This is a genomic window from Mesobacillus jeotgali (assembly GCF_002874535.1).
Classification (GTDB): Bacteria; Bacillota; Bacilli; order Bacillales; family Cytobacillaceae; genus Mesobacillus; species Mesobacillus jeotgali.
Genome location: NZ_CP025025.1, coordinates 4,178,421 through 4,203,565, shown reverse-complemented (window position 1 = coordinate 4,203,565; position 25,145 = coordinate 4,178,421). Strand labels below are relative to the sequence as shown.

The 25,145-nt window shown below is 42.5% G+C and carries 22 protein-coding genes; 15 read left to right on the top strand and 7 right to left on the bottom strand.

From position 1 onward, the window contains the following. Positions 1-125: 125 nt before the first annotated feature. The 7 genes from CD004_RS20990 to CD004_RS20960 all read left to right on the top strand — a co-directional run bounded on the left by CD004_RS20990 (position 126) and on the right by CD004_RS20960 (position 10,502). Positions 126-5,513 carry an Ig-like domain-containing protein gene (locus CD004_RS20990; protein WP_102264542.1) on the top strand — a complete coding sequence of 1,796 codons (5,388 nt, stop codon included), beginning with the start codon at positions 126-128 and terminating at the stop codon, positions 5,511-5,513. A gap of 526 nt (positions 5,514-6,039) precedes the next feature. Beyond that, positions 6,040-7,044, top strand: a complete 1,005-nt coding sequence (mreB, locus tag CD004_RS20985) for a rod shape-determining protein (RefSeq protein WP_102264541.1) — start codon at positions 6,040-6,042, stop codon at positions 7,042-7,044. A 202-nt stretch (positions 7,045-7,246) separates the two neighbouring features. Beyond that, complete coding sequence (locus tag CD004_RS20980; protein WP_102264540.1) at positions 7,247-8,065, top strand: flagellar hook-basal body protein; 819 nt, start codon at positions 7,247-7,249, stop codon at positions 8,063-8,065. Positions 8,066-8,129: 64 nt separating this feature from the next. Continuing rightward, positions 8,130-8,978, top strand: coding sequence for a flagellar hook-basal body protein (locus CD004_RS20975; protein ID WP_102264539.1), 849 nt, complete (start codon positions 8,130-8,132; stop codon positions 8,976-8,978). 19 nt (positions 8,979-8,997) lie between these two features. Further along, positions 8,998-9,261, top strand: a complete 264-nt coding sequence (locus tag CD004_RS20970) for a DNA-directed RNA polymerase subunit beta (protein WP_102264538.1) — start codon at positions 8,998-9,000, stop codon at positions 9,259-9,261. A gap of 87 nt (positions 9,262-9,348) precedes the next feature. Next, a complete protein-coding gene (gene fabZ, locus CD004_RS20965; protein WP_023613628.1) occupies positions 9,349-9,771 on the top strand; it encodes a 3-hydroxyacyl-ACP dehydratase FabZ in 423 nt (140 codons plus the stop codon). Between the two features lie 437 nt (positions 9,772-10,208). Continuing rightward, positions 10,209-10,502 carry a hypothetical protein gene (locus tag CD004_RS20960; protein ID WP_102264537.1) on the top strand — a complete coding sequence of 98 codons (294 nt, stop codon included), beginning with the start codon at positions 10,209-10,211 and terminating at the stop codon, positions 10,500-10,502. Between the two features lie 75 nt (positions 10,503-10,577). Here CD004_RS20960 and CD004_RS20955 read toward each other — a convergent pair whose 3' ends face one another. Continuing rightward, positions 10,578-11,012 carry a YwpF-like family protein gene (locus CD004_RS20955; protein ID WP_102264536.1) on the bottom strand — a complete coding sequence of 145 codons (435 nt, stop codon included), beginning with the start codon at positions 11,010-11,012 and terminating at the stop codon, positions 10,578-10,580. Between the two features lie 260 nt (positions 11,013-11,272). On the opposite strand from CD004_RS20955, the gene ssb reads away from it, so the two are divergent. Together ssb and CD004_RS20945 are read left to right on the top strand one after the other, a co-directional pair. Beyond that, the gene (gene ssb, locus CD004_RS20950; RefSeq protein WP_102264535.1) at positions 11,273-11,692 is read left to right on the top strand and encodes a single-stranded DNA-binding protein; all 420 of its coding nucleotides are present in this window, start codon (positions 11,273-11,275) and stop codon (positions 11,690-11,692) included. Beyond that, complete coding sequence (locus tag CD004_RS20945) at positions 11,685-11,891, top strand: hypothetical protein (RefSeq protein ID WP_102264534.1); 207 nt, start codon at positions 11,685-11,687, stop codon at positions 11,889-11,891. Before ssb ends, CD004_RS20945 begins: the two co-directional genes overlap by 8 nt. Positions 11,892-12,092: 201 nt before the next feature. Here CD004_RS20945 and CD004_RS20940 read toward each other — a convergent pair whose 3' ends face one another. From CD004_RS20940 to CD004_RS20925, 4 genes are all read right to left on the bottom strand, one after another. Further along, positions 12,093-12,608: a hypothetical protein gene (locus tag CD004_RS20940; RefSeq protein WP_233434901.1), complete on the bottom strand. Its 516-nt coding sequence runs from the start codon at positions 12,606-12,608 to the stop codon at positions 12,093-12,095. A 104-nt stretch (positions 12,609-12,712) separates the two neighbouring features. Further along, positions 12,713-13,240, bottom strand: a complete 528-nt coding sequence (locus CD004_RS20935) for a DUF6843 domain-containing protein (RefSeq protein WP_102264533.1) — start codon at positions 13,238-13,240, stop codon at positions 12,713-12,715. A gap of 118 nt (positions 13,241-13,358) precedes the next feature. Continuing rightward, positions 13,359-16,184, bottom strand: coding sequence for a DEAD/DEAH box helicase (locus CD004_RS20930; RefSeq protein ID WP_102264532.1), 2,826 nt, complete (start codon positions 16,182-16,184; stop codon positions 13,359-13,361). 133 nt (positions 16,185-16,317) lie between these two features. Then, a complete protein-coding gene (locus CD004_RS20925; protein ID WP_102264531.1) occupies positions 16,318-17,946 on the bottom strand; it encodes an SWIM zinc finger family protein in 1,629 nt (542 codons plus the stop codon). A gap of 325 nt (positions 17,947-18,271) precedes the next feature. Between CD004_RS20925 and CD004_RS20920 the strand changes: the two genes are divergently transcribed. The 3 genes from CD004_RS20920 to CD004_RS20910 all read left to right on the top strand — a co-directional run bounded on the left by CD004_RS20920 (position 18,272) and on the right by CD004_RS20910 (position 20,769). After that, the gene (locus CD004_RS20920; RefSeq protein ID WP_102264530.1) at positions 18,272-18,934 is read left to right on the top strand and encodes a hypothetical protein; all 663 of its coding nucleotides are present in this window, start codon (positions 18,272-18,274) and stop codon (positions 18,932-18,934) included. Between the two features lie 14 nt (positions 18,935-18,948). Then, positions 18,949-20,184: an efflux RND transporter periplasmic adaptor subunit gene (locus CD004_RS20915; protein WP_102264529.1), complete on the top strand. Its 1,236-nt coding sequence runs from the start codon at positions 18,949-18,951 to the stop codon at positions 20,182-20,184. Between the two features lie 273 nt (positions 20,185-20,457). Then, complete coding sequence (locus tag CD004_RS20910) at positions 20,458-20,769, top strand: hypothetical protein (RefSeq protein ID WP_102264528.1); 312 nt, start codon at positions 20,458-20,460, stop codon at positions 20,767-20,769. A gap of 195 nt (positions 20,770-20,964) precedes the next feature. Here the strand turns inward: CD004_RS20910 and CD004_RS20905 are convergent, their stop codons facing one another. Continuing rightward, positions 20,965-22,035, bottom strand: a complete 1,071-nt coding sequence (locus CD004_RS20905) for a C40 family peptidase (RefSeq protein ID WP_102264527.1) — start codon at positions 22,033-22,035, stop codon at positions 20,965-20,967. 192 nt (positions 22,036-22,227) lie between these two features. On the opposite strand from CD004_RS20905, the gene CD004_RS23935 reads away from it, so the two are divergent. The 3 genes from CD004_RS23935 (at position 22,228) to CD004_RS20895 (ending at position 23,872) form a co-directional block, all read left to right on the top strand. Further along, positions 22,228-22,383, top strand: a complete 156-nt coding sequence (locus CD004_RS23935; protein WP_158651615.1) for a YwzD family small protein — start codon at positions 22,228-22,230, stop codon at positions 22,381-22,383. Positions 22,384-22,513: 130 nt separating this feature from the next. Further along, a complete protein-coding gene (gene galU / locus CD004_RS20900; RefSeq protein ID WP_102264526.1) occupies positions 22,514-23,389 on the top strand; it encodes a UTP--glucose-1-phosphate uridylyltransferase GalU in 876 nt (291 codons plus the stop codon). 111 nt (positions 23,390-23,500) lie between these two features. Further along, complete coding sequence (locus CD004_RS20895) at positions 23,501-23,872, top strand: hypothetical protein (protein WP_102264525.1); 372 nt, start codon at positions 23,501-23,503, stop codon at positions 23,870-23,872. A 288-nt stretch (positions 23,873-24,160) separates the two neighbouring features. On the opposite strand, the gene CD004_RS20890 is transcribed toward CD004_RS20895, so the two are convergent. Further along, positions 24,161-25,135 (bottom strand): LacI family DNA-binding transcriptional regulator, encoded by a 975-nt coding sequence (locus CD004_RS20890; RefSeq protein WP_102264524.1) that lies wholly within the window; start codon positions 25,133-25,135, stop codon positions 24,161-24,163. Between the last annotated feature and the right edge of the window lie 10 nt (positions 25,136-25,145).

Here is a 25,145-nt window from a genome sequence, read left to right as displayed (position 1 = left end):
TACCATACGCACGCTGGTTATCGTGATCATCACCGTGCCAATCGATAAATACCAGTGGACCTTCCGCCAGAATCGAACAAATAACCGTCCACTCCAAAACTACCTAATAAAAAGGAGATAAAGAGATGCTCGAACCGAGGAAAAAGAAGAAGCACCCAGGCAACAAATGGGCTGCTGTCATCCCTATTTTGTTAGTCCTGATGGTGTCTGTGGTGATTTTTAATGGCAAGGCGCTTTCTACATTAACGAATGTTGACAAAAAAATTGAATTTCAGGGCCAGGAATGGAACATGGCGGAATCGTTTAACAAGGATTGGCAAACCAACCACAATCCTGTTACATTCATTGTTGATTTGCGAGATGATTTCAGTAAAGCGAATCTACAGGGACAAAATGTTCAGGCACCGTTTAATATCACGGCTGAGCAAAACGGGAACCCAATTTCAAATACAGACATCTCCCCTGTAGGCGGTACAGAATTCGCGGGAAAATACAGGGTGAACATCCCATCCACTATTGATGGAAAAATTGATATCAATATAGAACTTATAAATGATGAGTTATGGAAACTCGAAGCAGAAACTAAGTCATTCAGCATCACCCGAGACGAAACCTCTCCTACTGTAAAATTAACTGGAGCAGAGAATGGCACTCTTACAAGCCAGGATGTCAAAATCGATGTTGAAGTGATCGAGGAACATTTTGCTGCCGAAAAAGTCGAAGTTACTGTTTCAAAAAACGGTAACCCATTTAATGTGGGTGACTGGGGCACGGGAAAGAGCAGGTCTTATTCCTTCAGTGAAGAAGGAGAGTACATTTTCACAGTAAAAGCATCAGATAAGGTCGGAAACGAAAGCAGCCAGGAACAGCTGAATTTTGCAATTCGTAAAAAGGCTCCTGAGCTGGCTGTGTACGCAGGCGAGACGCCTCTTTCAAGAGGAGAAGTTTCTAAAACGGACAGTGTAAATCTTAAGATTTCAAGCAAAATCAAGATTGACAGTGCGTCCGTGACAGTCCTGAAGGATGGGGAACAAATAGAGACAAAAACTTTCCCTGCCGGAGATTGGGAAACCAGCCTTAACTATCCGACACCTGAAGAAGGAAGATATGAATTCCAGGTGAAAGTCAGGGAGAAACATGCAATGGGCGAGGAACATTCATTGCCATCATTTTCTTTCACAGCTGACAAAACGGCTCCAAAACTTGCGATCCTGGATGTGGAAAATGGCGGATTATACGAAACTGACAAAGATATAAAAGTTAAAGTTGATGAAGAACATATGGGCAATGCTCACTTTGAAATCAAGAAGAAAGACATCAATGGTGAGGAAACATCGAGTAGTGTTGATGTGAAAGACGGAAAGGCTAGCTACAAAACCAATGGCGAGGGTCAATATACCGTAATATTGAACGCAACAGATGCGGCCGGAAATCAAGCTGCAGAAGAAAGCATTACGTTCAAAGTCGACAAAGATGGACCAATTCTCTCCATTTCAGAAGATGTGGATGGAAAGTATTTTAACACAGACAAGGAGCTTACATTCTCTGTAAAGGATATCAGTCTTGTAAAAGCAAATCTGAATGTGAAAAAGGATGGAGAGCCATATACAATCGGCAATTTCATCGAAAAATTGTTCACTTCCACGGTTACGCACACCTTTACGGAGGAAGGAACTTATAAGGTTGACTTAAACTCAAAAGACGGAAAAGAACGTGAAGAATCGCACCCTACGGTGACATTCACAATTGATAAGCATGATCCAGTAATCACAGTATCGGCTGTTGAAAAAGTAAAAGACGAAAAGAAATACTACGAACTGACTGTGGATATAGCAGACAATTATATCGACTGGAACAATACGAGCATGAAAGTTTTCAGGAATGGCGAGATGCTTTCCGAAATTACAGGAAATGAAGTGGCTAAAACACATGTGATTGAAGAAGACGGCGAATATGATTTCGAAATCACAGCGGCAGACAAAGCTGGCCGCGTCATGACCAAAAATGATTTGAAATTCACGATCGACAATACGGATCCCCAACTGTTCATCAATGGTGTTGAGAATGGAGGGTATTATCAGAAGCTCGAGAATCTCGAACTAGCGATTGAAGACTTAACTTTCGTACTTGGTGAAACGAAACTTGAAGTACTGAAGGATGGGAAACCATTCGATATCGGCAAAGATGAATGGTCCGTCCTGACGAAAGGCTGGCTAAAGAGAGCGGTCAAGAAGCTGAGCTTCGACAAGGATGGCGATTACGAAATTAAGTTAATAACAAAGGACTTTTTTGGAAACGAAAATACCCTTGAACCAGTCAAGTTCACCATTGATACAATCCCGCCAGATTTAAAAATTGAAAATGTAAATGATGGGGATGAATCAGGAAAGGATCTTGATGTAAAAATCTCTGTTACTGATAAAAACATGGATTTTAATGAAACATTCCTCAATGTTACAAGGAATGGCGAGCAATATCTAGCCGAAAAAGGACAGAAGGTTTCTGGCATCCATCCATTCATAGAAGATGGGATTTATGTCATCAGCCTTGAGTCAACAGATAAAGCAGGAAATAAAAAGAGCCACAAACAACTGACATTTACTGTCGACAAGTCGAAGCCGACACTTGATATTACTGGCTTCGAAGTCGGAGAGTATTATCAAAAGCTTGAAGATGTCGAATTATCAGTAGAAGATTTGACTCTCGATTTAAAAGAAACGAAGATCGAGGTATTAAAAGACGGCCAGCCGTTCGAAATTGAGAATGGTGAGTGGAATGAAGCTTCAAAAGGTGTTCTCAAAAGGGCAACCCGCAAGCTAAACTTTGATGAAGATGGGGATTATGAAATCAAATTGACCTCAATGGACAGGGTTAAAAACCCACATTCATTTGGTCCTGTCAAATTCACAATCGATAATACTACTCCGGTCATCGAGCTAAGTGGAATTGACGAGGGAGATTTCGTCCAGAAGGGCAAGTCGGTCAAGGTGAAAGTAATCGAACATAATTTTGACGATAACAAAGTGACCATCGAAGCAACAAAAAACGGCAAGCCGTATGATTTCGGTAAATGGGAAAATAGTGGCGAAGTCTCTGAGTTGAGCCACACTTTTAACGAGGACGGCGATTATCAAATCACGGTAAATGCAATCGACCGCGCAAAAAAAGAAGCGAAGTCTCAAACGCTGAACTTCACTGTCGACAACATCAAACCGATCATCAAAGTCACTGGTGCAAAGAACAATGCTTATTACAACAATGACAAAGAAGTGAAAATAGAGGTAGAAGAGCATAACTTCGCAAATAACAAGGTAAATATCAAGGTAACAAGGAAAGTAGAAGTTGATGGCAGTTCAGTTAACTTCCCAATCGGCGAATGGAAAAACGTGAAGGAGCTTTCTGACTTAAGCTATAAGTTCGACCGTGATGGTGAGTACCAAATTACCGTCGAATCAAAGGATGCTGCCGGAAATGCTGCCGATACGCAAACGCTCCTGTTCACCCTTGACTACATCGATCCAGAACTAAGCATCACAGGTGTTAGTGATGATGAACATTACCGTACAGACAAACCAGTTAGCATGAAGATTGCCGATCGCAACATCGACCTGACGCAGACAGAGCTTAAGGTCGTGCGCAATGGCCAGCCTTACAAGATTGGCAATCCGGAACTAAAAGGCAAAACAGCAGCTGAGAAGAATTACAATTTTTCTCAAGAAGGCAACTATGTAATCGACCTTAATACAACCGACAAAGCTGGCAACAGCAAAAAGCATGACCGGGTTACTTTCGTCATCGACAAAACCAACCCGGGCGTTAAAATAGATGGAGTAGAGAACAACTCATTCAATCCAGAAAGCAAAAACGTGACCATCACAATCGATGAATTAAATTATGAAACAAACGATGTAAACATCAGCGCAACAAAAGATGGTGCTGCATTCTCAATCGGCAGCTGGAAGAACGCGGGAAAGCTATCTAAATTAGGATACAATTTTAACAGGGATGGTCTTTACACGATTCAGGCAACTGCAAAGGATAAAGCCGGTAACGGACCTATCGCTGAGAAAAGGACGTTTACCATCGACAAAACTAAGCCGGAAATTGAGATTACAGGTGTCGAAAATAATGCCTATTACAATGTTGATAAACCTGTTAACGTTGCAATCAAAGATGTAAACCTTGATATCAACAGAATCACTGTAACAAGAAATGGAGCGCGTTATAACGCAGGCGGCTTCTCTCTAAATGGAAATACAGCTTCGCTCCGCCATAACTTCAGCGGCGAAGGTGAATACAACATCTTGGTGGAAGCAACCGACAAAGCGGGCAATAGCTTCAGCAAGACGATGAAGTTCACGATCGACAAGACGAAGCCGGTCATCACCCCGAAATTCAAAGGGCAGAATCGCGTCATTAAAGATGGAGAATATATCAATGAAGTATTCACTCCAGAGTTTGCCCTAGCTGAAGCAGAGGATATGATTGTTTCTGCAACTCTGAACAATGGCGCAAATCTTGGTAAAAACATTCCTGTTGCGGCAAGGGAAATGAAGTACATTTACAAAGTTCTTGCTCGCGACAAAGCTGGCAATGAATCAACACTGGAAATCAGCTTCACGCTTGATACGACAAAGCCGATGCTGAACATTTCCGGCGTACTTGATGGATTCTTCAACAAGGATATCATCCCGAAAGTGACGTATTCAGATACCCATCTGGACCGCAGCAAGACATCAGTAACCTTGAACGGCAAGCCATTCGAAAACGGCACAAAACTTGAGTACGAACAGGATTATATCTTAAAAGCAGTCATTACAGACCTGGCGAATAATGTTTCATCAAGAACGATCGTCTTCACCATTGATAAAACAAAGCCAGTCATCAAGTTTAAAGAGCCTATTTCGAATAACTATTTCAACACAGACCTGCTGCCTCAGCTTTTGATTGAAGATATGAGTTCTTACGACATCATCGCCATGATGCTTGACGGTAAACCATATGAAGCTGGCGATCCAATCAAAGAAGAAGGAAAGCACGTCATGTTCTTCGAGGTAAAGGATAAGGCAGGCAATATCCAGCAGTTGAGCGTCGAGTTCATCATCGACAAAACTGCGCCAAAGGTAGTTTATGAAGGTGTGAAAAATAAAGAGAAGTACTACGGCCCAGTAGACGTTTCCATCCGCCTGGAAAATCCAAATGACAAAATAAAGTCCGTCATGATCAACGGTGAGATGTTTGAAGGGGACGTAGTTGAAGAAAATGGGTACAGAGTAATCAAGACTAAACTAGCAGAAATCAAGCCATACGAAATCAAAGTAACTGCATCTGATGAAGCAGGCAACGAAAAAACAACCGTCATTACATTCGAAATCGTTGAAAAAGGTGCTTTAGTGAAGTTTTATGAAAATAAACCTTTGCTCGGCGGGACGGTTGCTGGTTTGGTTGGACTGCTTGGAGCAGCAGCAACCATGCTGGTTCGCAGACGTAAGTTAAAAGTGGAAGAAGAATAACAGCTGGTTTGAAATTGGGCCCGGGATCAGGCGATGCTCCCGGGTCTTTTTACTGGAAAAAACACTGGGTTTTTTCCAGGTCGCGGAATTCAGGTGGAATTTTGCGGAATTAATATCATTTTTCGCGGAATTGTGAATGAGTTTCGCGGAAATACTGCGAAAAATCGAGGAATAAACCCATTTCAACGCTCGAAAATTGAAAAAAGTACTCCCGAAGACACTAAGTAACCGAATAATAGGTAATGATTTACCTATTCACCATAAAAAATTTACATTGAGATTAAGTAATCTAATAATATTTGACAAATTAAAACAAATTGTTGCAAATTTTTCAGCAGGAAGTTACTTATTTACTATTGTTGTGATAAAATAAACAATTAGGGTAGAATATGGTTCGCAGATTGCGGCAGCGTCTGTGTAATCTCGGACATCGTGATCTATTTTACATAGATGAGGCTTTTCGTCAGCTGAGATAACGAGGCTTAATCAGCCGCAGCCAGCCATTTGTCAAGGAGGAAAAAGCAAAATGTTTGCAAGGGATATCGGGATTGACCTTGGTACAGCCAATGTGTTGATCCATGTTAAAGGTCGAGGAATTGTCTTGAATGAACCGTCTGTTGTGGCGATCGATAAGAACACGAACAAGGTTTTGGCTGTTGGGGAAGAGGCGCGAAAAATGGTTGGGCGTACACCTGGCAATATCGTAGCGATTCGCCCGTTGAAGGATGGAGTTATCGCGGATTTCGATGTAACGGAATCGATGCTTAAACATTTCATCAATAAATTGAACGTAAAAGGTTTCTTGTCGAAGCCACGCATCCTAATTTGCTGTCCAACGAACATCACAAGCGTTGAGCAAAAAGCGATTAAGGAAGCTGCTGAAAAGAGTGGCGGCAAGAAGGTTTACCTTGAAGAAGAGCCGAAGGTTGCGGCAATCGGCGCTGGCATGGATATTTTCCAGCCAAGCGGCAACATGGTTGTTGACATCGGTGGTGGTACAACGGATGTAGCCGTACTATCTATGGGCGACATCGTTACATCTCAATCAATTAAAATGGCAGGCGACAAATTCGACGCTGAAATTTTAAATTATATCAAACGTGAATATAAGCTGTTGATTGGTGAGCGTACAGCTGAAAATATCAAAATCCAAATCGGTACTGTTTTCCCAGGCAGCCGTCAAGAGGAAATGGAAATCCGCGGCCGTGATATGGTATCCGGACTTCCACGCACGATCACCGTTCGTTCTGAGGAGATTGAAAAGGCATTAAGAGAATCAGTTGCTGTCATCGTTCAGGCGGCAAAAACAGTGCTGGAAAAGACCCCACCTGAATTATCTGCAGATATCATTGACCGTGGTGTCATTTTGACTGGTGGCGGGGCTTTGCTTCACGGAATCGACCAGTTGATGCAAGAAGAGTTGAAGGTACCGGTCTTAGTGGCGGATAATCCAATGGATTGTGTTGCAATCGGCACAGGCATTATGCTTGATAATATCGACCGTATCGCAGGCCGTCGCGGAATTATCTAAAATAAAATCTGGAATTACTTCGGTGAAGAATGCCGCAGGATTCCAGATTTTTTGCTTTTCATCCAGTTTTTCTGGAATAAAACCCAAAATCCTACATTTTCCTGCAAATTTTTAATGTTTCTTGCCGATATATTTCTTATAATAGGAAGTAGTGAAAAAATTTCCTGTTGTTCAGGATTTTTCCGATAAAGGGTGTGGAAACATGTTTAAAGGCTTTTATACAGTAGCTTCCGGAATGCTTGCACAGCAGCGCAGGACGGAAATGCTGACGAATAATATGTCAAATGCCAATACGCCAGGTTACAAGGCGGACCAGGCGGGGATGAGGGCGTTCCCGGAAATGCTGCTGCAGCGTTTTGACAAGCAGCAAATTCCGACAGAGAAGGGCCTGAATTTGCCGTTTGCTAAGGAAATTGGCACAATCAATACAGGTGTTTACATGCAAGAAGCGATCCCGAAATTCATCCAGGGTGATTTACGCGAAACTGGACGGAAAACGGATGTGGCATTGCTCGATATAAATATGCCGGATAATGGCTCGGTATTTTTCACCGTCCGCAACACGGATGGCACAGTTCGTTATACAAGGAATGGTAACTTCACGATTGATGCGCAAGGATATTTGACGACTGGAAGCGGCCATTATGTGCTGAATTCAGCAGGCCAGCAAATTCAGCTTTCAAGTGATCGATTTACAGTCAATGAAGGCGGAGTCCTAACAGGTGAAAATGGAGAGAGTGCAACTTTAGGGGTTGCCTATGCGAACAATCCGCTGCGAATGATAAAAGAAGGCGACGGCCTGTTCCGTACGGAAGATGGCGGCGAGTTACCGACTGCTGTTGGTACAGCTGGTGTTCAGTTCAGCACGCAGCAAGGTTTCCTTGAGCAATCCAATGTCGATATCAGCAGGACGATGACCGACATGATGTCAGCTTATCGAGCGTTCGAAGCGAACCAAAAGATTCTCCAGGCTTATGATAAAAGCATGGAAAAGGCTGCGAACGAAATCGGAAGGCTATAGTATTCTGGATCAAATTTTAGAAGGAATCGCACTCCTTTCCTGGAGGCGTGTTGAGGTATAAAATATGAACAGAACAATGATTACTGCAACCAATACACTATCCCAGCTGCAAAAGCAGATGGACATGATCAGCCACAATCTTGCCAACATCGATACAGCTGGCTACAAGCGCCGCGAAGCGTCTTTTACCGACCTGCTTGTGCAGGAATACCGCAACCAGCCGAATAATACCCTGGAGCCGCAGAACAGGATGACGCCTTTTAACATCCGCCATGGCAATGGAGCCAGATTAGGACAAGTCCAGCTGATTTTATCACAAGGAAGTTTGAAGGCAACAGACAGGCCGTTAGACACAGCATTCACAGCTGAAGGTCAATTTTACCGGGTGATGGTCCAGAACGAAGATGGCAGCTCAGCGATGAGGTTAACACGCAATGGTGCACTCTACCTGTCGCCACTTTCGGATAATGTATCAATGCTTGTCAATAGCGATGGACATGCTATTCTTGATGAAAGCAACCAGCCAATCACAATAGCAGGTAATGTGAAAAACTTTAATATCAATAATACGGGCCTTTTAACAGCTGAAATGTACGATGGGACAAGCCAAGAAGTGAATCTTGGTGTAATATTGATTAATAAGCCTCAATTTTTAGAGCAAAAAGGGGCGAATCTACTTGGGTTGCCAGAAAACCTGGGTGAGCTTGGCGTTACCGAGGAAGAGGTAATGACTAATCTGGCTGGTCCCTTAAGGAACCAAATCGCCATCCAGCAAGGTGTTCTCGAGCAATCGAACGTAGATATGAGTAAAGAAATGACGGATTTAATCAATGTACAGCGGAGCTATCAGTTCCACTCCAAATCGATTACACTGGCCGATCAAATGCTCGGGCTAGTGAACGGAATCCGTTAAGAGGGGAAGAACAATCAAAATGGCTTTGAACAAGAATAATCAAGAAGCAACAACGCGTGAAGAAGTGAAACAAGATAAGAAAAAAACACGCGAAAAAAAGAAAAGAATCCGGGTTCGCCTTATTCCGATCTGGCTTCGGATTATTATTGTGCTCGTTCTTTTGGCTGCGAGCATCGTGCTTGGCGCCATGTTTGGCTACGCGGTGATGGGCGGCGGCAAAGCGAAGGATATTTTTGAGGAGTCTACATGGACTCATATCTTAGATTTGGTAAATAAAGAATAAATTTTCGGTGGAAGGGAGATTTCCCTTCCTTTTTATTTGGTTTTTTTAGTACAATGGTTAGTAAGTATTAGTAGGAGGTACTAAAAAATGATGGACATCACCCAAATCAAAGAAATCATTCCGCACCGCTATCCGTTTTTACTCGTTGATAAAATTGTTGAAATCGAAGAAGGAAAAAGGGCTGTCGGCATCAAGAATGTTACGGCAAACGAAGAATTCTTCAATGGTCATTTTCCTGATTACCCGGTCATGCCAGGTGTGCTGATCGTGGAGGCGTTGGCTCAGGTTGGAGCAGTAGCTGTTTTGAAGCTTGAAGAAAACCGCGGAAAAATTGGCTTCTTCGCTGGAATCGATAACTGCCGTTTTAAAAGGCAGGTAAAACCAGGCGACCAGCTTCGCCTTGAAGTTGAAATGATCAAGCTGCGCGGTCCAATTGGAAAAGGTAAGGCAGTCGCGACAGTAGATGGCGAACTGGCTTGTGAAGCTGAGATCACATTTGCGATAAAATAGGTTATTATTGAAAGGACTCAATTTGATTTGGGTTCTTTTTTTACATAATTAGGAAGACGGTGCAATTATGGTTGTTGAACGTGCAATTATTGGTGTGGAGCGTGCAATTAAACGGAATCATGGTGCAATTAAAGTGGGGAACGGTGCAATTATCCTTCTATACTAACAGAATAATTTTTCCAGTTGGCTTACAGCCTAAGTTAAGTTGCAAAATGGAATTATTTTTACCATGTTTCTGTAAATTATGGGGAATAGTACAATAAATATAGTTCATAATTTGCACATTTACAGACCTTTGGCACGAAAATTACTTCCTTACCGAAAATCGGGTAATTTTTACAAAAAATCATGCAAGTTTTTTTCATTGATGGGCAATATAACAGCAGACCCGTGCAACAGGTCTCAAAAATACCTATTAATGAAAGGGGCTTTTACTCATGAAGAAAAAGCTATTAATGTTAATCGGTGGCTCATTGCTATCGGCTATGTTCCTTGCAGGCTGTGCGAATGATCAGGATCCTCCTCCGGATGACGATGTGGATATCGAGAATCCAGCGGATGAAAATGGCGACATGAATGGCGAAGACAATGACATGCTCGATGAAAACAACGGCAATGGCGATGTCAACACAGATCAAGATGGAGACATGATGCAGGACGATAACGAGCCTGGAGAAGATATTATTGAAGATCAGAATGATATGAACGACGAAGATAACAAGGATGAATAATGTTAAGGGCAGGAGAGTGATCCTGCCTTTTTATTTTGCATATAAAAAAACTCCAGCCAGTCAGCAGGAGTTTGATTACACTTTCTTCGGCTGCAAAATCTGCGGCCTTGATATGATTTTTTCCTTGAATTCCGTTAGCAGTTCTTCGCCTTTGTATCCTTTATCAAGCAAGTACTCCAAAAGTTTTTCCGGATAATCGCTCTTCGGTTTGGTGAGTTTTCCTGTTAAAAGAATGCTGGCATGTGTCTTCAGCTTCTTCACGCAGCAGACTTTTGTTACGAATGCTGCCGGGTCGTTCTCTCGTTTGGTGATGACGACTTGGACGATGATTTCTTTGTCGTTGTCACACGCATCCTGGAAATATGGGATGTATTTATGATTAGTAAAAACTTCGACGAGCCACGTGCCTTTTTCATCCTCTTTATTGATAATCAGGCCGTCTTCCATTTCGATATCCACTAAAGCATCATCATCAGCAAGCTGCATTGAAATCAACTTAAACGTCTTCATGTCAACCACCTCCCGTAATACTTGTCCAAATTATAACACAGGATGAATATAAAACGAAAAAAAGCAAGTTTGTCGAAAGAAATATTTCTGAATTGGTAAAAATCATTTTTGTCTATATACGAAGTGCTTAAAACTGATTTATGGAATGCAATTATGCATGGATAGGGTTATTTTTGCAGGAAAAAGAACAAATTTAGGCATTTTACTGCAGCGCTCAAAAGGACTATCATCGGGGTATCAAGAAGAAAGGAGATGAAAAGGTGATCAATCAAGTTACGCTAGTAGGCAGGCTGACCAGAGATCCAGATCTCAGGTTTACACCGGACGGAAAAGCTGTGTCGAATATAACGCTTGCGGTAAACAGGCATTACAAAAATGCCAGCGGGGAAATCGAGGTAGATTTTGTCCATTGCATCCTCTGGGGCAAAACAGCTGAGAATACGTCTAACTATTGTAAAAAAGGTTCTGTCCTCGGAGTCACCGGTCGCATCCAGACGCGAAACTATGATAACCATGAAGGCAAACGTGTCTATGTGACCGAAGTTGTTGCTGAGGGAGTTAGATTTTTAAGTACGAAACCGGCCGGATCAAGGGAAACCCAGCAGACATCCCAACCTCCACGGCAGCCGGAAACTGTTCCCGCTGCGCCGCCGCTAAGAGAGGAGCTTCCATTTGCATAACGATACCGATTCAATTGAAAAGCTGCTAGTCAGCCTGATTAAAATGGTCGGAAAAAACAATGAGAAGGTCGATGAACTCACCAAGCGTGTACGCCAGCTCGAAATCGCCTCCAAAGAACAACAAATCAACCGCGTCTACTCCTTCATTGCCGAGCCACCAAGACCAAATTCCAGCAGAAAAGAATACGTCAGGAAATAACGAAGAAAATAAATACATGAACTCATATGAATTTCCTCGATTCCACCTCACTAAGGACATTTGAGAGAGAAATTCAATAACCCGATCTCCAATATACCCTCGAATTTGATGCCGGCTGAGTCAGCCGGTTTTTTTATTAATAAAACAATATATAATTTCTATATTTAAGAGATGTGTAAATCTGTATATAGTTTAGAGCTCCTAATTACCATTTAAAATATGTCCACTCCAAACAATCCCCATGAAAATTAGAAATACAGTGATAGGTATTGCTAAACTTTTAAGTGCATGCTGCCACTTATAATCTTTATTTTTCTTTCGTAAAACTTTATCAGTGATAAAAAATATTATAGAAGCAATTAAACTATACACTAGTAAAACTAGTCCAAAAATAACGTGTAAAATGCCAGAGATAATTAGTTCGGATTTTTCATTTCCTGTTTTTGTTGATATTAACTTAGCCAGCTCATCACTAATAATAGAGGTGATAACCCCGTAAGTTAAAATAACTGGAAAACTGTACATCAAATATATAGGTGTAGCAGATGCTGTTAATAAAATATATCCTGGGACTGTATCAATGGTTTCGCCAAATGGATTTGGCGTGACTATCCCTAACAAAATTGCAAAAAGAGAACCAGAAATAGATGCTGAAACAATTTTTCTTGATAAAATTTTAATCTCCTCCGAAGCTGTTAATCTTAAGAAAACCAGCACATTGTTGGCGTCATTTTTTTCTCTAGGAACGAATCACTGGGACGGACCTTCTGCTTACTTCGTTTAGTAACCGAAAACCGATACTCTATACGGTAAGCCAATTTTTAAAAATTGTGTTGGTCAAAATGATTCATCCAATGGTCTTGTATTGCATCTTTTTGAATATAGTAGTCTTCGTAACCATCAAGAAAAAATGATTCCCCACAGTTGCTAGCTGTTATTTGGATTCCTTGGTATTTAACCTCTTTTTCACTCTCTCCTGTAAAGCTTCCATTTCCCATTCCGTGAGTACAGTAGTCATCGATTTTAGTCCTTTTTCCATCTGCATCTACGTAAAAATACTTATCGTTTACAAGTCCATACTTCATATCCAGAGTTGAGGTGAAATAAATACCATATTGACTTATATGTGTGCCCTCTAATTCTTCCAATCCTTCAAGCTTAACAGGTATGACTGTGTACTCTCCTTCTTTTTTTAAAGGTGGTGTATTCGGTATATCGTAATAAACCATAATGGTACCCTCATAACCCTCAGGGACAAGAAAGATATTGTTTGTTTTTTCTTCTTCGAAACTACATGCTGCTAGAAATACAATTGAAGATAATAATAAAAAAATTCTTTTCACTGCCATTCACTCTCTTTTTTTAAAAAATTGTTACCAAACTATTCCCATTATACATTGGATAGGGGTGTAAAGTGGGAACTCAAAAGAAAAACCACCCCTATTATTCAAGGGGCGGTCAGAGAGCCTACGACAAAAACACCAACTCATGCAATTCATCAGTCGAAAGCTCGGTAATCCAGCTGTCGCTCTGGATGATCTGGTCATTCAGCGACTGCTTCTTCTCGAGCATGGCGTCGATTTTTTCCTCCAGTGTGCCGGTGCTGATCAGTTTATGCACGTGCACGAAGCGGCTTTGCCCGATGCGGTATGCTCGGTCGGTTGCCTGGTTTTCAACAGCCGGATTCCACCAGCGGTCGTAGTGGACAACGTGGTTTGCAGCAGTCAGATTCAGACCGGTTCCGCCGGCCTTTAGCGAAAGCAGGAACACAGGGAACTCTCGATTCTGGAATTTCGTGATCAATTCATCACGTTTTGTCTTCGGCAGGCTGCCGTTCAGGAACGGGACATCGATGCCGAATTTCTTTTTCAACGCGGACTGGATCATCTCGCCCATGCCGATGTACTGGGTGAAAATGATGCAGCTTTCTTCCTGTTCGAGCACAGCGCTCACCAGCTCTATCATTTTCTCCATCTTGGCAGAGCGGTCAATCAGATGCTTAGGCTTTTCCTCTTTCAAATACAGTGCAGGGTGGTTACACAGTTGCTTCAGCCTGCTCAGTAACTGTAAAATCAAGCCTTTTCGCTCGAAGCTCGATAGTGTTTCAATCTGCGCGAAGGTATCCTTTACAAGCTGCTCGTATAATGAAGCCTGCTCAGCTGATAGCGGGCAGTATTCCTTCTGCTCGACCTTGTCAGGCAAATTCAGCGCCACATCTTCATCCTTCTTCGTCCGTCTCAGCAGGAATGGCTTGATCAGCGACTGAAGTTGTGTGATTTTTTCCTTCTTGTCTTCTTTTTCAATCGGCAGGATGAACTGCTTCTGGAACTGCCCCGCACTGCCAAGATAACCTCGATTCGTGAAGTCGAAAATTGACCACAGCTCAGACAGTCGGTTTTCCATCGGCGTCCCAGTCAGGGCAATATGATGCTTGCCCTTCAGCTTCCGCACCGCCCGCGACTGCTTCGTATCCGCGTTCTTGATATTCTGTGCCTCATCAATTGCGATGCTGCTCCATTCAACACTCTCAAGCTCCTCGAAGTCCAGATGCGTCAGGCCATAGGAAGTCAGTACAATGTCCGAGCCATTAGCTTCTTCGGTAAAACTGCTGCCCTTAAGGCGGTTCGGTCCGTAATGCAGGTGGACACGCAGATCAGGAGCGAAGCGCTCGATTTCTTTTTGCCAGTTTCCGAGAACGGAAGTAGGGCAGATGATCAGTGATGGATGGTCATCGTTTTCCTGTTCTTTTACCGACAAGATATAAGAAATCAGCTGAATTGTTTTCCCGAGACCCATGTCATCAGCCAGCAACGCGCCAAATCCGTATTTCCGCAAAAACTGAAGCCAGTTCATGCCGAGCTTCTGATAAGGACGAAGTTCACCATGCAATCCGGCAGGCACCGGCAAGTCCGGGATTTCCTTTGTTTCAGACAGCTGCTTCATCATCTGCTTCCAGTGACGGTTCAGCTCGATCTGGATTTTCGCGAAAGCTCGCGGATCATCCAGTCCTTCTCCGTCATCTTCTTCATCAGACAGCTCCTGCTGCAGCAGGTCGCGGATGTGCAAGCCTTCCTTATCCGCTTTTTTCATCATTTCCTGAATCTGGCGGATGAATCCATGGTCAAGCTTGATCCAGCGGCCCTTCAGATACACAAGTCGACGCTTCTCATTCACAAGGCGCTGGAAATCATCCTCGCTCAGGTCAACACCGTTCATGGAAAAACGCCAATCGTAATCGAGCATCGCATTCAAGCCGACAAACGAGCGGCGATAGCCAGTCTGGCCTTTCAGACGTGCCTTCACCTTCAGATTAGCGTTCTTGATCGCTTCCCACCACGAAGGAAGGAGGATTTCAATGCCGAGCGCAATCAGCGTTTCGCTCGCTTCGGTCAAAAACATCCACGCTTCATCCTCGGTCAAGTCAGACTTCAGGCGGCCATCCTCCTCAATCCATGGGAAAATTGCAGCCAGCCGCTTTTCTTCATCCTCGATTCTTTCGCTAAAAAAGTCCCAGCCAGCAGGATAGCTTTCATAGTCACGGGCTTCAATCAGCATCGGCTCTTCTTTTCCGCGCAAAAATAACCCAAGCTTCCAGTCACCGAGACCATCCATTGGCTCTTCTAGACGCATGCCAGTCGAAAAAGGAGCAGGATTTTCCTTTAACCCAATCCATTCAAGCCAGCGGTCCTCATCAAAGTAAGCTGCCAGCTGCGAAGCCGAGAGCTGCTTTTTCCGCAGCACATCAAGCTTATCGCCCAGCAGATACTTCATCGTTTCATTTTCATGGAAATAAGAATCCAGGGCATGATGGAACAGGTCGGCCACAAAATCACGCACAGCCAGCTTCTCATCATTTATCTTGAGAGGTTCATCCCAAAACGGCTCATGAAATTCATCAAGTACACTTACAGGAAGCTTCCAGCGGAAATCCTCGCCATCAAGCTGGGTAAAATCAGGATGCCATTCCTTCGCGAGGATTGCATCATAAATTGCATGGGCTGTCGACAGGCAGATATCGCCAAGGTCATCCCATTCCCACTCAACAAGCCGGTTGAAGCTCTCCTCGCCAAATAGCGTCACAAGCTGCCAGGCACTTAACGTCACACCCTCAGCAGGACCCCATTTATCCGAATCCAGCATCGTTCCATAATAACTCTCCTTATGGCGGAAAAAAAGCAACTTCTTCCAGTCAGAGGGTTTGAGTTCAAAACCATCAAAATCCTCCGCACTCAAAAAATACCGCCCACCCGCAACCGGCATCACATCTATATGAATCTGCTTAATCTCAAGCATTGACACACCTCCCTTGGGACATGGAGACGGTTCATCTGTCCCTTTATTACTCTAAACTAGAGCGAGGGACATACCCTGCTCTTCCTTCTTTTCGCTAAACTAAAGGAGCAAAGGGTACGTCCCCGTGCTTACGTCACTCGACCTCAATCAGCTTGCTCCGTGTACATTCTTCGTGAAAAGCGCGCAGTCGTTTCGTCCTCACTAGCAGTTTCCCGAAAAACTCTTCCCACTCTGGGACTCGCTTAAGTTTTTTATAGACGGTGCGCAGTTTTTTCAGCAACCGTGCAGCCTGTTTGTAGCTGCTGCGGTTTTTCATCTCGATTAAATCGCCGACCATCTGGTGATACAGCGGAATCAGAACTTCTGGAGCTTCCTTTTGTAAAAGCTTAATCCGCTCGCTTGAAATCGAATTATATTCAAAGCCAAAGTAGGACTGCAATTCGCCCCATTGTTCGTACTGCTTTTTTTCAAACAAGGAATCTTCATATTCGTAAAAGCTGTATGGCATTGCCTGTGCCAGCGCGCGGTCGTACAGCTCGCCGCGACCAATTTCGCGGGTAAAAGCGCCAACCAGCTTCAACGCATAACGCGTGAATTTTTTACAAGCATAATAATCCCCGAGATGCTTCAGGTAATTCCGCAGCTGCTGGACGAGGTATTCAATGAATGGTCCCATCCTGTTCCATTCGCGCTGTACACGGAAGCCGTCTAGCCAGTAAAACATATATGGAAGGGAACTGACAGGGAGGGAGGTGAATCGCTTCAAAGCGTCTCCGTCATGCTTTGCTAAAACAAGCTGATGAATCAAAGCAATTTCCTCAATCTGATCCCGCTTGCCATCGCCAAACGCTTCAAGGCGAGTCCGCTCTGTATCACGCCAGCTGCCATTTTTAAAAAGCTTTTCCCATAACAGCCGGTATAAATCAATCCGGTCATAGCCTACAGAAGCATCGGGCACCGTCAAACCGATCGTTTCATCCTTAAGTTTTTCCAGAAACGTATCAAAAGAAAACGGCATCGTCCCATAAGCAAGGCGCTCAATGTATTCCTCGGCATCATTGAATAGATCCTCGAAAAGCGGCCTGTAATACCGGTCCATTGTTGGTTCATCATCGTGTCCAAGTTCGCGGGCCAGTTCTGTGAGCAGATTAAAGGAATGGACCGACGCTGCGATCATATAAAGGTTTTTCCAAACGACCTCCAGCGGAGCGGAAGCCTCAACACGCCGAATATAGGAACGGAACAATCCGGGTACAACATATGCCCTCGGTTCTCCCTGGCCCTTGACGATTTCCTCGAAGCTTACGCGAAAAGAGGCGGCCCAGCTATCGTAATCATGTCCAGCCCGGGTATCCTTCTTAACCAGATCCTTCGCGCGCTGCAAGCCCCATTTTTCAGCATTCAGCTGCTCCTTTGCAGGCTTGCGCCAGGCTTCGACCCAGTCGGAAACACTCGCGACATCACCATAAGCCTGAAAAAACGCAGCTAAACGGTGCCGGCAAAACGACCCAGCAGGGCAGGTACAACTACTCTCTTCAGGGTCCGAAATATTTATGTACACACGAACCGGCGTCACGTCCTGGACCGTCGCCCAGATCGACTTCACCATATACTTCAGATGGTGGACCGTCCCCTGGCGATAGAGCATCAGCCCCTTCTGGACAAGACGCGCATCCTCCTCGACCTCCGGCTTGAGCATCGTATTCAGTTTTTTGGCAGCTTCTTTAAAAATCGTTGCCTGGTTATCAGGTATGACAGCCACAGCGATTCCTCCGTTCACCTACATCAATAGCGCATAAAAGCACTTTTAAGACATAATTCGACAAGCAAAACAAACATGAACTTGTTAAAATTATATTCAATTAGACGAAAAAACATATTCTTCTATTATACCCAAAAAAGAGGTATTAGAGGAGGGGATATGTGTTTTTAAAATTAGGGAAGGTATTTCCGCGAAACTTGTAGAATAGAACAATCAATGGATACCAATTAGTGACAAATGCGATTTAAGTTAAAATATTATTTTAATATTAGGTTTTTTTTAGATAAAATAAAGATAGATTAGAACAGAACCTGGGGGACAAAAGATGAATAACCGAGTAGAAGTACTTCGCGGCCTTTTAAATTATAATTATTATACATATAAGCTTAGAGACTCAGAACATGTTCCCGGGGTGTGGAAAAAGACTACATTGCTGATTTTGCTCAGTGGTATGGTTTTTGGAGTTAGTGCGTACTTTGGAATCGGGTCAGAGTATTTGTCCAAACAACTGACTAGTGTATCGCGAGCAGAGTATGAAATGCAAAAATTGCTATTCATGATTGGTCAAACCATCCTGGGACTGTTCTTTGGTGGAGTTATGATTTTTCTGCCGGCTTTATTTTTCTGGACTTTATCGGACATTGAACTGAAAAAAATGTTGGCAGTCCAGCTTTTCGTCATGCCGGTTTTAATCTTAGAAAAAGTTCTATTGATCCCCCTGGCTGTATTGCTTGGATTGACGGAGATATCATCACCCTTCTCGCTGGGCATCATTGCGCAGTACATAACAGGTAATGAGTTTATGATCCATCTTCTGGCGACCATGTCCATTTTCAAAATATGGATTGTTTTCATTGAATATAAGTATCTTAAAATGCTGATGGAAAGAAGTCCTAAAATCATCCTTATCATCGTCATTTCAATTAATCTCTTAATCTGGCTGTTTGCAGCACTGTTTTCATTCATCCAATTTGAAAAGATCCTTTAAAGGAGGTGCGCCATATGAAAAAGAAAACCACAATCTTGCTAACGGCAGGCATCCTGTTTGTATCTGCCAACTTATATTTGGCATTAAAGGATGACAGTAAAGCGGTGCGATCTTCTTATATTAACAAGTGGGCAACAGTAGGCAAGGAAAGTCTGACAGAGACACTGCAGGCATCAGGTGTCGTCACCCCTAAAGATGAGCATTATATATACTATAATGAGGTTTCCGGAGAGTTTAAGAGCTTCCTGGTAAAAGAAGGGGATAAAATTGACAGCAGCACCACTCTTTTTGAATATTCCTCTGATAACATTGATGAGGATTTGGCAGAACTGGAAGCGGAAAGAAGTCAACTTGTAAGGGAATCAACTCTGATTGAAGAACAGATTCAACAGCTTCTTTATCTGCAGTCTGTCTCCATTTCTTCCTCAAATAACAGTGCGCCAGTATTCGGAGACGGCTCCTCGGGAAGCGACTCCTCAGATTTATTACTTGTGTCAATCGAAAAAGAAATATACGATAAGCAACTTGAAAAAAGCAGGGTAAAGGCTGAAATCGATAAATATGATGATTTGATTGATGCTTATGATGGCAGTGATGAGCTTGGCAGAAGCAGTGAAGTTGCAGGCACAGTGAAAAAAATTAATTATGAATTGAAAAATCCGATTATCACCATTATTTCTGATATACCAAAGGTCGAAGGGGTTTTTACAGAGCAAGATTTGAAGAATGTAGAGGAAGGTATGGAAGTCTACATTAAATCTGACTTATTCAAAGGGACTGTCGGCGGAACACTGACAAAAATTGCTGAATACCCTGAGACAGATCCATCTGTGAAAAATGAAAGCCGCTATCCTTTTGAAATCGAACTAGAGCAGGACCAGAATCAGGATCCGATCGTAAAAGGAACCCATGTCGATGTCGATGTCGTCATAAACCAGGTTGTAAATGCATCAACTGTTCCAGAAAAGTCGGTGAAAAAAGGTAAGAAGAACAGTTACATTTATGTATTGAATGAAAAAGGTGTAGTTGAGGAACGTAAGATTAAAAAAGGCTTGACCGAGGGTGACAAGGTTGAAGTTAAGAAAGGAGCAAAATTTGGAGAAATCGTCATGAAAAATCCAGATAAAATCCAGCAGGTAAACAGTCCATTCTTTAACAGGCTGAACATAGAGTTACTTAAGAAGAAAACCTTCAAAGAAGAAGGGAAAAGAACCATATTCAAGCATATTATGGTGGGATTTTTTAAGTAAGCGCAGAGGGGACCTTTTTGCTTCCTTAGTTTATTCTCACAAAAAAAGGAACGTTTAATTGAACGTTCCCTTTTTTAATGGAAAAAATCGTTTCGGTAATATTTACTAAATGATGAAACTGCATTCAGGTTTTCTACGTATATTGTATATCTACAAAATGACATTAAGAATCGAGACTCAGCGAAATAGGCTTAGTTTAATTCTACAAGATTAAAAGTAAAAGAAAACTCATTGGGAGTGTTCAATGAGTAGGGATGAAAGGTTGAGGTCCATTTGGATGGAGCGATTGGGTTTGCCGTATTTTTGTTTGTTTCTGTAGTAATCTTTCAATTGGCCAAACACAAGAAAGAAATAAAAAAGGTAAGTATTAAAAATCGCCTGATTGTGGTGGCTGCATTTGTTTTTCTTATCGGATTTTCTGCTATAGCAATCTACTACGCAGGAAATTGGATCGCAGGATTTTTAAAGAACGGACCAATGAAATTTATATTCCAGATTATCTGGATGCTGATTATTTTAGGTTTAACAGGAAAGGTGTGGGATTCAGTTTTAAGAAGAGTGAAACGGGAATCTCGAATTGTTTAACTGCTTTAAATAGTATGAGAACGTGGCCTTGGCTTTTGGAAAGGTAGGCCATGGGACTTTTTACGGGTTATAATACGCTATAAGATAGTACAGTTGTTTAACACTTGTGCGACTGTGAAAATAAAATGATATTCATGGTTTATAAAAATAACTCTGTGGTAAAACAAAACAGGCACCTATTTAGGTGCCTGTTATTTAGTAGAATCTTTTAAATCCATCAAAATGTTTCTTATAATATGAATTGTCCAGGCTGGTAATGACAACGCCGTTATCACTTGCATGGATGAATTCATTGTTTCCGAGATAGATACCCATATGAGAGATGCCTGGTTTATATGTGTTCTCAAAGAATACTAAATCGCCTGGCTGTGGATCGTTCACATAGTAGGAACGATTGTAATAGCCCTCGGATGAATAGCGGCCCATCTTCATGCCGGCTTTGTTGAAGGCATAGTAGATAAATCCGCTGCAATCAAAACCCTCTGGTGTGCTTCCGCCCCAAACATAGGGAACACCGATCAGTTCCTGTGCGATGGCAAGTACTTCTGAGTCAACAGTAGGATCAGGCTGCTTTGCAGGTACCTGGACTGGTGCAGAAGGTGTTGAATCTGCCTTCTTGATCACCAGTAATTTTTGTCCGACATAGATCATGTCCGATTTAAGGTTATTCAGTTTTTTTAGCTCCTGGACGGACACACCGAACTGCTTGCTGATTCCGCTCAGTGTATCACCGGATTTAATGGTGTATTCGGCTTGTGCAGACTTAGCTGGCTGAGCAGGGATGCTTGGCGTGCTGACGACTTGATCCGGAGCTGGCTGGGCTATGGCAGGTGCCGGAGCAGACTGGCTCGTTCCGTTGGATACCTTAAGCCTTTGGCCAGGATAAATCAAGTGGCCGCTCAGATTGTTCCATTTCATAAGATCACTAAGTGTGATTTTATGCTGGGAGGCAATCTTACCGAGCGTATCGCCGCTAATTACAACAAAAGCGGAAGTTGTGTCCGTATTGGCATTGGGTTTTGCAGGCGCAACAACGGGCTTAGTCACAATCACGGTACCTGGAACTGTTAATGTCTGGTTCACATAAATTAAATCAGAAGATAATTTATTGTTTTTCTTCAATTCAATGACAGTTGTTTTATATGTATGTGCAATATGGGATAATGTATCCCCTTTTTTAACAGTATATGTGTCTGCGGAAGCGATACCGGAGAAGGCAGAAGTCAGAATAGCGGCAGTCATAAGAGAAGCGGCTTTTTTCTTCAACTTTCATCAACACTCCATTCTAGTAAAATATAGAAATATTCTATCATAGTAAACCAGCTTAATATACATGATTTTGACAAATAGTAGCAAAATGTTCCAGTACAGACATTATATTTACTGGAAAACCATTTACAAATGGAATCGTTTTTAATAGAATATTGTCATTGTAGACAGAAACAGGAGGATCAAAAAGTGAGATCATCTGAGAAAAAAACAACGGCAATGAATCAGGAACTTGTTTTAGATGTCATTAGAAAGACTTATGAAAAAGGGAAGAATAATCAAGAAATCACAATCCAAAAGCTTATGGAAGATTTAATAATAGATTTAAAAACCTGTTCAGAGTAAAACTGGCAGCCTATTAAAAGGGCTGCCAGTTTTTTTTATGTGAGCCGCAACGCTCCATAGTCCCGTCCGTCATATTGCGGCAGCATACGCCGTATATTAAGAATAAATTAATTTCAAAGGGGGAGCCCATTTGAAAAAAGTGCGGAAAGCAATTATACCTGCTGCCGGGTTGGGTACGAGATTCCTTCCAGCCACTAAGGCAATGCCTAAGGAAATGATGCCAATCGTTGATAAGCCAGCGATCCAGTATATTGTAGAAGAAGCAGTAGCATCCGGGATTGAAGAGATTATGATTGTGACAGGTAAAGGAAAACGAGCCATCGAGGACCACTTCGATTACTCACCAGAGCTTGAGCGCAATCTAGAGAGTAAAGGGAAGCTGGAGCTCCTTGATAAGGTGCGATATTCTACCAATCTCGCGGACATTCACTATATCCGGCAAAAAGAGCCGAGAGGACTTGGTCATGCTATTTGGTGCGCGCGAAATTTTATCGGTGATGAGCCGTTTGCAGTGCTGTTGGGTGATGATATCGTCAAAAGTGAAACTCCATGCTTAAAGCAACTGCTTAATCAATATGAAAAAACCCGTTCATCTGTAATTGGAGTTAAAACAGTTCCTGATGAAGAGACATACAAATATGGAGTCATTGACCCATCGATGCAGGAAGGAAGACGTTACCAGGTCGAGAGCTTAGTAGAGAAGCCTGAACCTGGAACTGCACCATCAAATCTTGCAATTATGGGCAGATATATTCTCACACCAGAGATCTTTATGTTTTTGGAAGATATAAAACCTGGAGCAGGAGGAGAGATTCAACTAACTGATGCAATTCAAGAACTAAATTACATTCAAAGGGTTTTCGCTTATGAATTTGAAGGAAGACGATATGATATTGGAGAAAAAATTGGGTTTATTAAGACGACAATTGAGTTTGCATTGCAGGATGAAAAATTACGGAACGAGATATTAAACTATTTAGAATCGCTTTTACACCGTGAACGTTAATAGATGGTAGCGGGATTAATTTAAGAATAATCTAAATATTATATTGACTAGGTCTTTTGTCCTGTATAGCATAGTAAGTAAATATAATCTATACAATGGACGGGATAAGACATGAAAGTAGAAAGCGTTATTTTTATTATTAATAACTTAATAAGCAAAAGACAATATGGTAATGCAAGAGACCTGATAAAAAAAGAGTGGACGCGAATCACAGAACCTCTAAATTTTTCAATGTTAAACAGCGAAGCAAAAGAGTTCGTTAAAGTGATAGCAAAGGAACAAGAGATTGCAGATTTCATTTTACTAAGTGACAAAGATAAAAGAATCCTTAATATGCTAAATGAAGCAGTCCGAGAAGTTAAACTTCCTTATGCGAGAAAGCTGTTCTTTGAACACAAGGAGTTATTCCAATTGGTGCATTCACAAAAATGGCTTACGGAAGATGCACGTTTTATGTGTTTTGCCTGGGGGAAGAATGCTTAACGAATCGAGCGAATTAGACTAGGATGTATGTAGTTGTAAGGTTACCTTTGATCTCTGAAATAACATACAGCAACAAAACATACTATAACCATTATAAAAATCAAAAATGCCCACCACCCAAATAAGAGTTGTGGGCATTTTTGGTTTAGTTTGGTAGCTACCGTCCTTCATTATCATTTATTTAAAGGTTTTTTAAAGAGTTCCCGTTAGATTAAATTGATAGTTATTTGTCAGCACCTTAGGTTTGAATCAAACAAGCTGAAGAATAGGGGGTGATAAAGTACGCCTCTACCTTTCTGATATATTGCCGACTGATTCGCCAGGGATCAGCGTCACATAGATCCGCTCATTTTCTGCTGGTTCGTTGGTGATCAATTTCAAAAGGTGTTCTGCTGAGACTGCACCCCATTTTCGTTCGGAATAGTCGATGGTCGCCAGTCTTGGCTGAGTGTATTGAGTGAGTTCGATGTTATCGAATCCGATGATGTGGATGTCTTTGCCAACTTCGTACTTCGTTTTGGCAAGGTAATTATACATCCCAATTGCCATTTCATCGTTCAGACAGAATACGGCAACAGGTTCAGTGAATTCCTTGACGATTTGTTCGGCAGCCTTCTCGCCAGCAGGCTTATTAAAATCACCTGGAAGTTCGTGATACTCAATGTCACTGTATCGACCAACCGACTGGCGCACTGCTTCGATACGCTGTGTGGCGTCGTATGATCCTTCGGGGCCAGTAACGGCATAAATCTTACGATGACCCTTCTCGATCAAATGGTCAATCGCTAGGGTCGCGCCCGAGGTATTGTGCAGTAATACTTGATTTATATTAGTATGGGCCAGCTCTCTATCCATAACGACGATTTTATGTCCGGCGTCCGCGTGCCTGATTAACTCTTCGCTGGAGAAAAAGTAATCCAAGACGATGGCACCGTCAATCATCCGTTCAGGAATGAACCGATGGGACTCCTTGCCGCTACAGACAATCATCTCGTATCCTTTGCTGTTGAGGGTATCCTGGATGCCTTGAAGCAGCTGTCCGTAAAACGCGCCACCGTAATTGGTAAGGAAGACTCCGATGATTTTGGTTTCCCTCTTTTTTAATGAACGGGCTGCAGCGTTAGGGACATAGTTCAGTTCCTTCGCAATGGCAAGGATTTTCGCCGCCGTCTCTTCCGTCACCTTGGGGCTGCCATTCAGAGCGTAGGAAACAGTCGATATGGATACGCCTGCTTGTTTCGCAATATCTTTAATACTTGCCACGATACTCTCT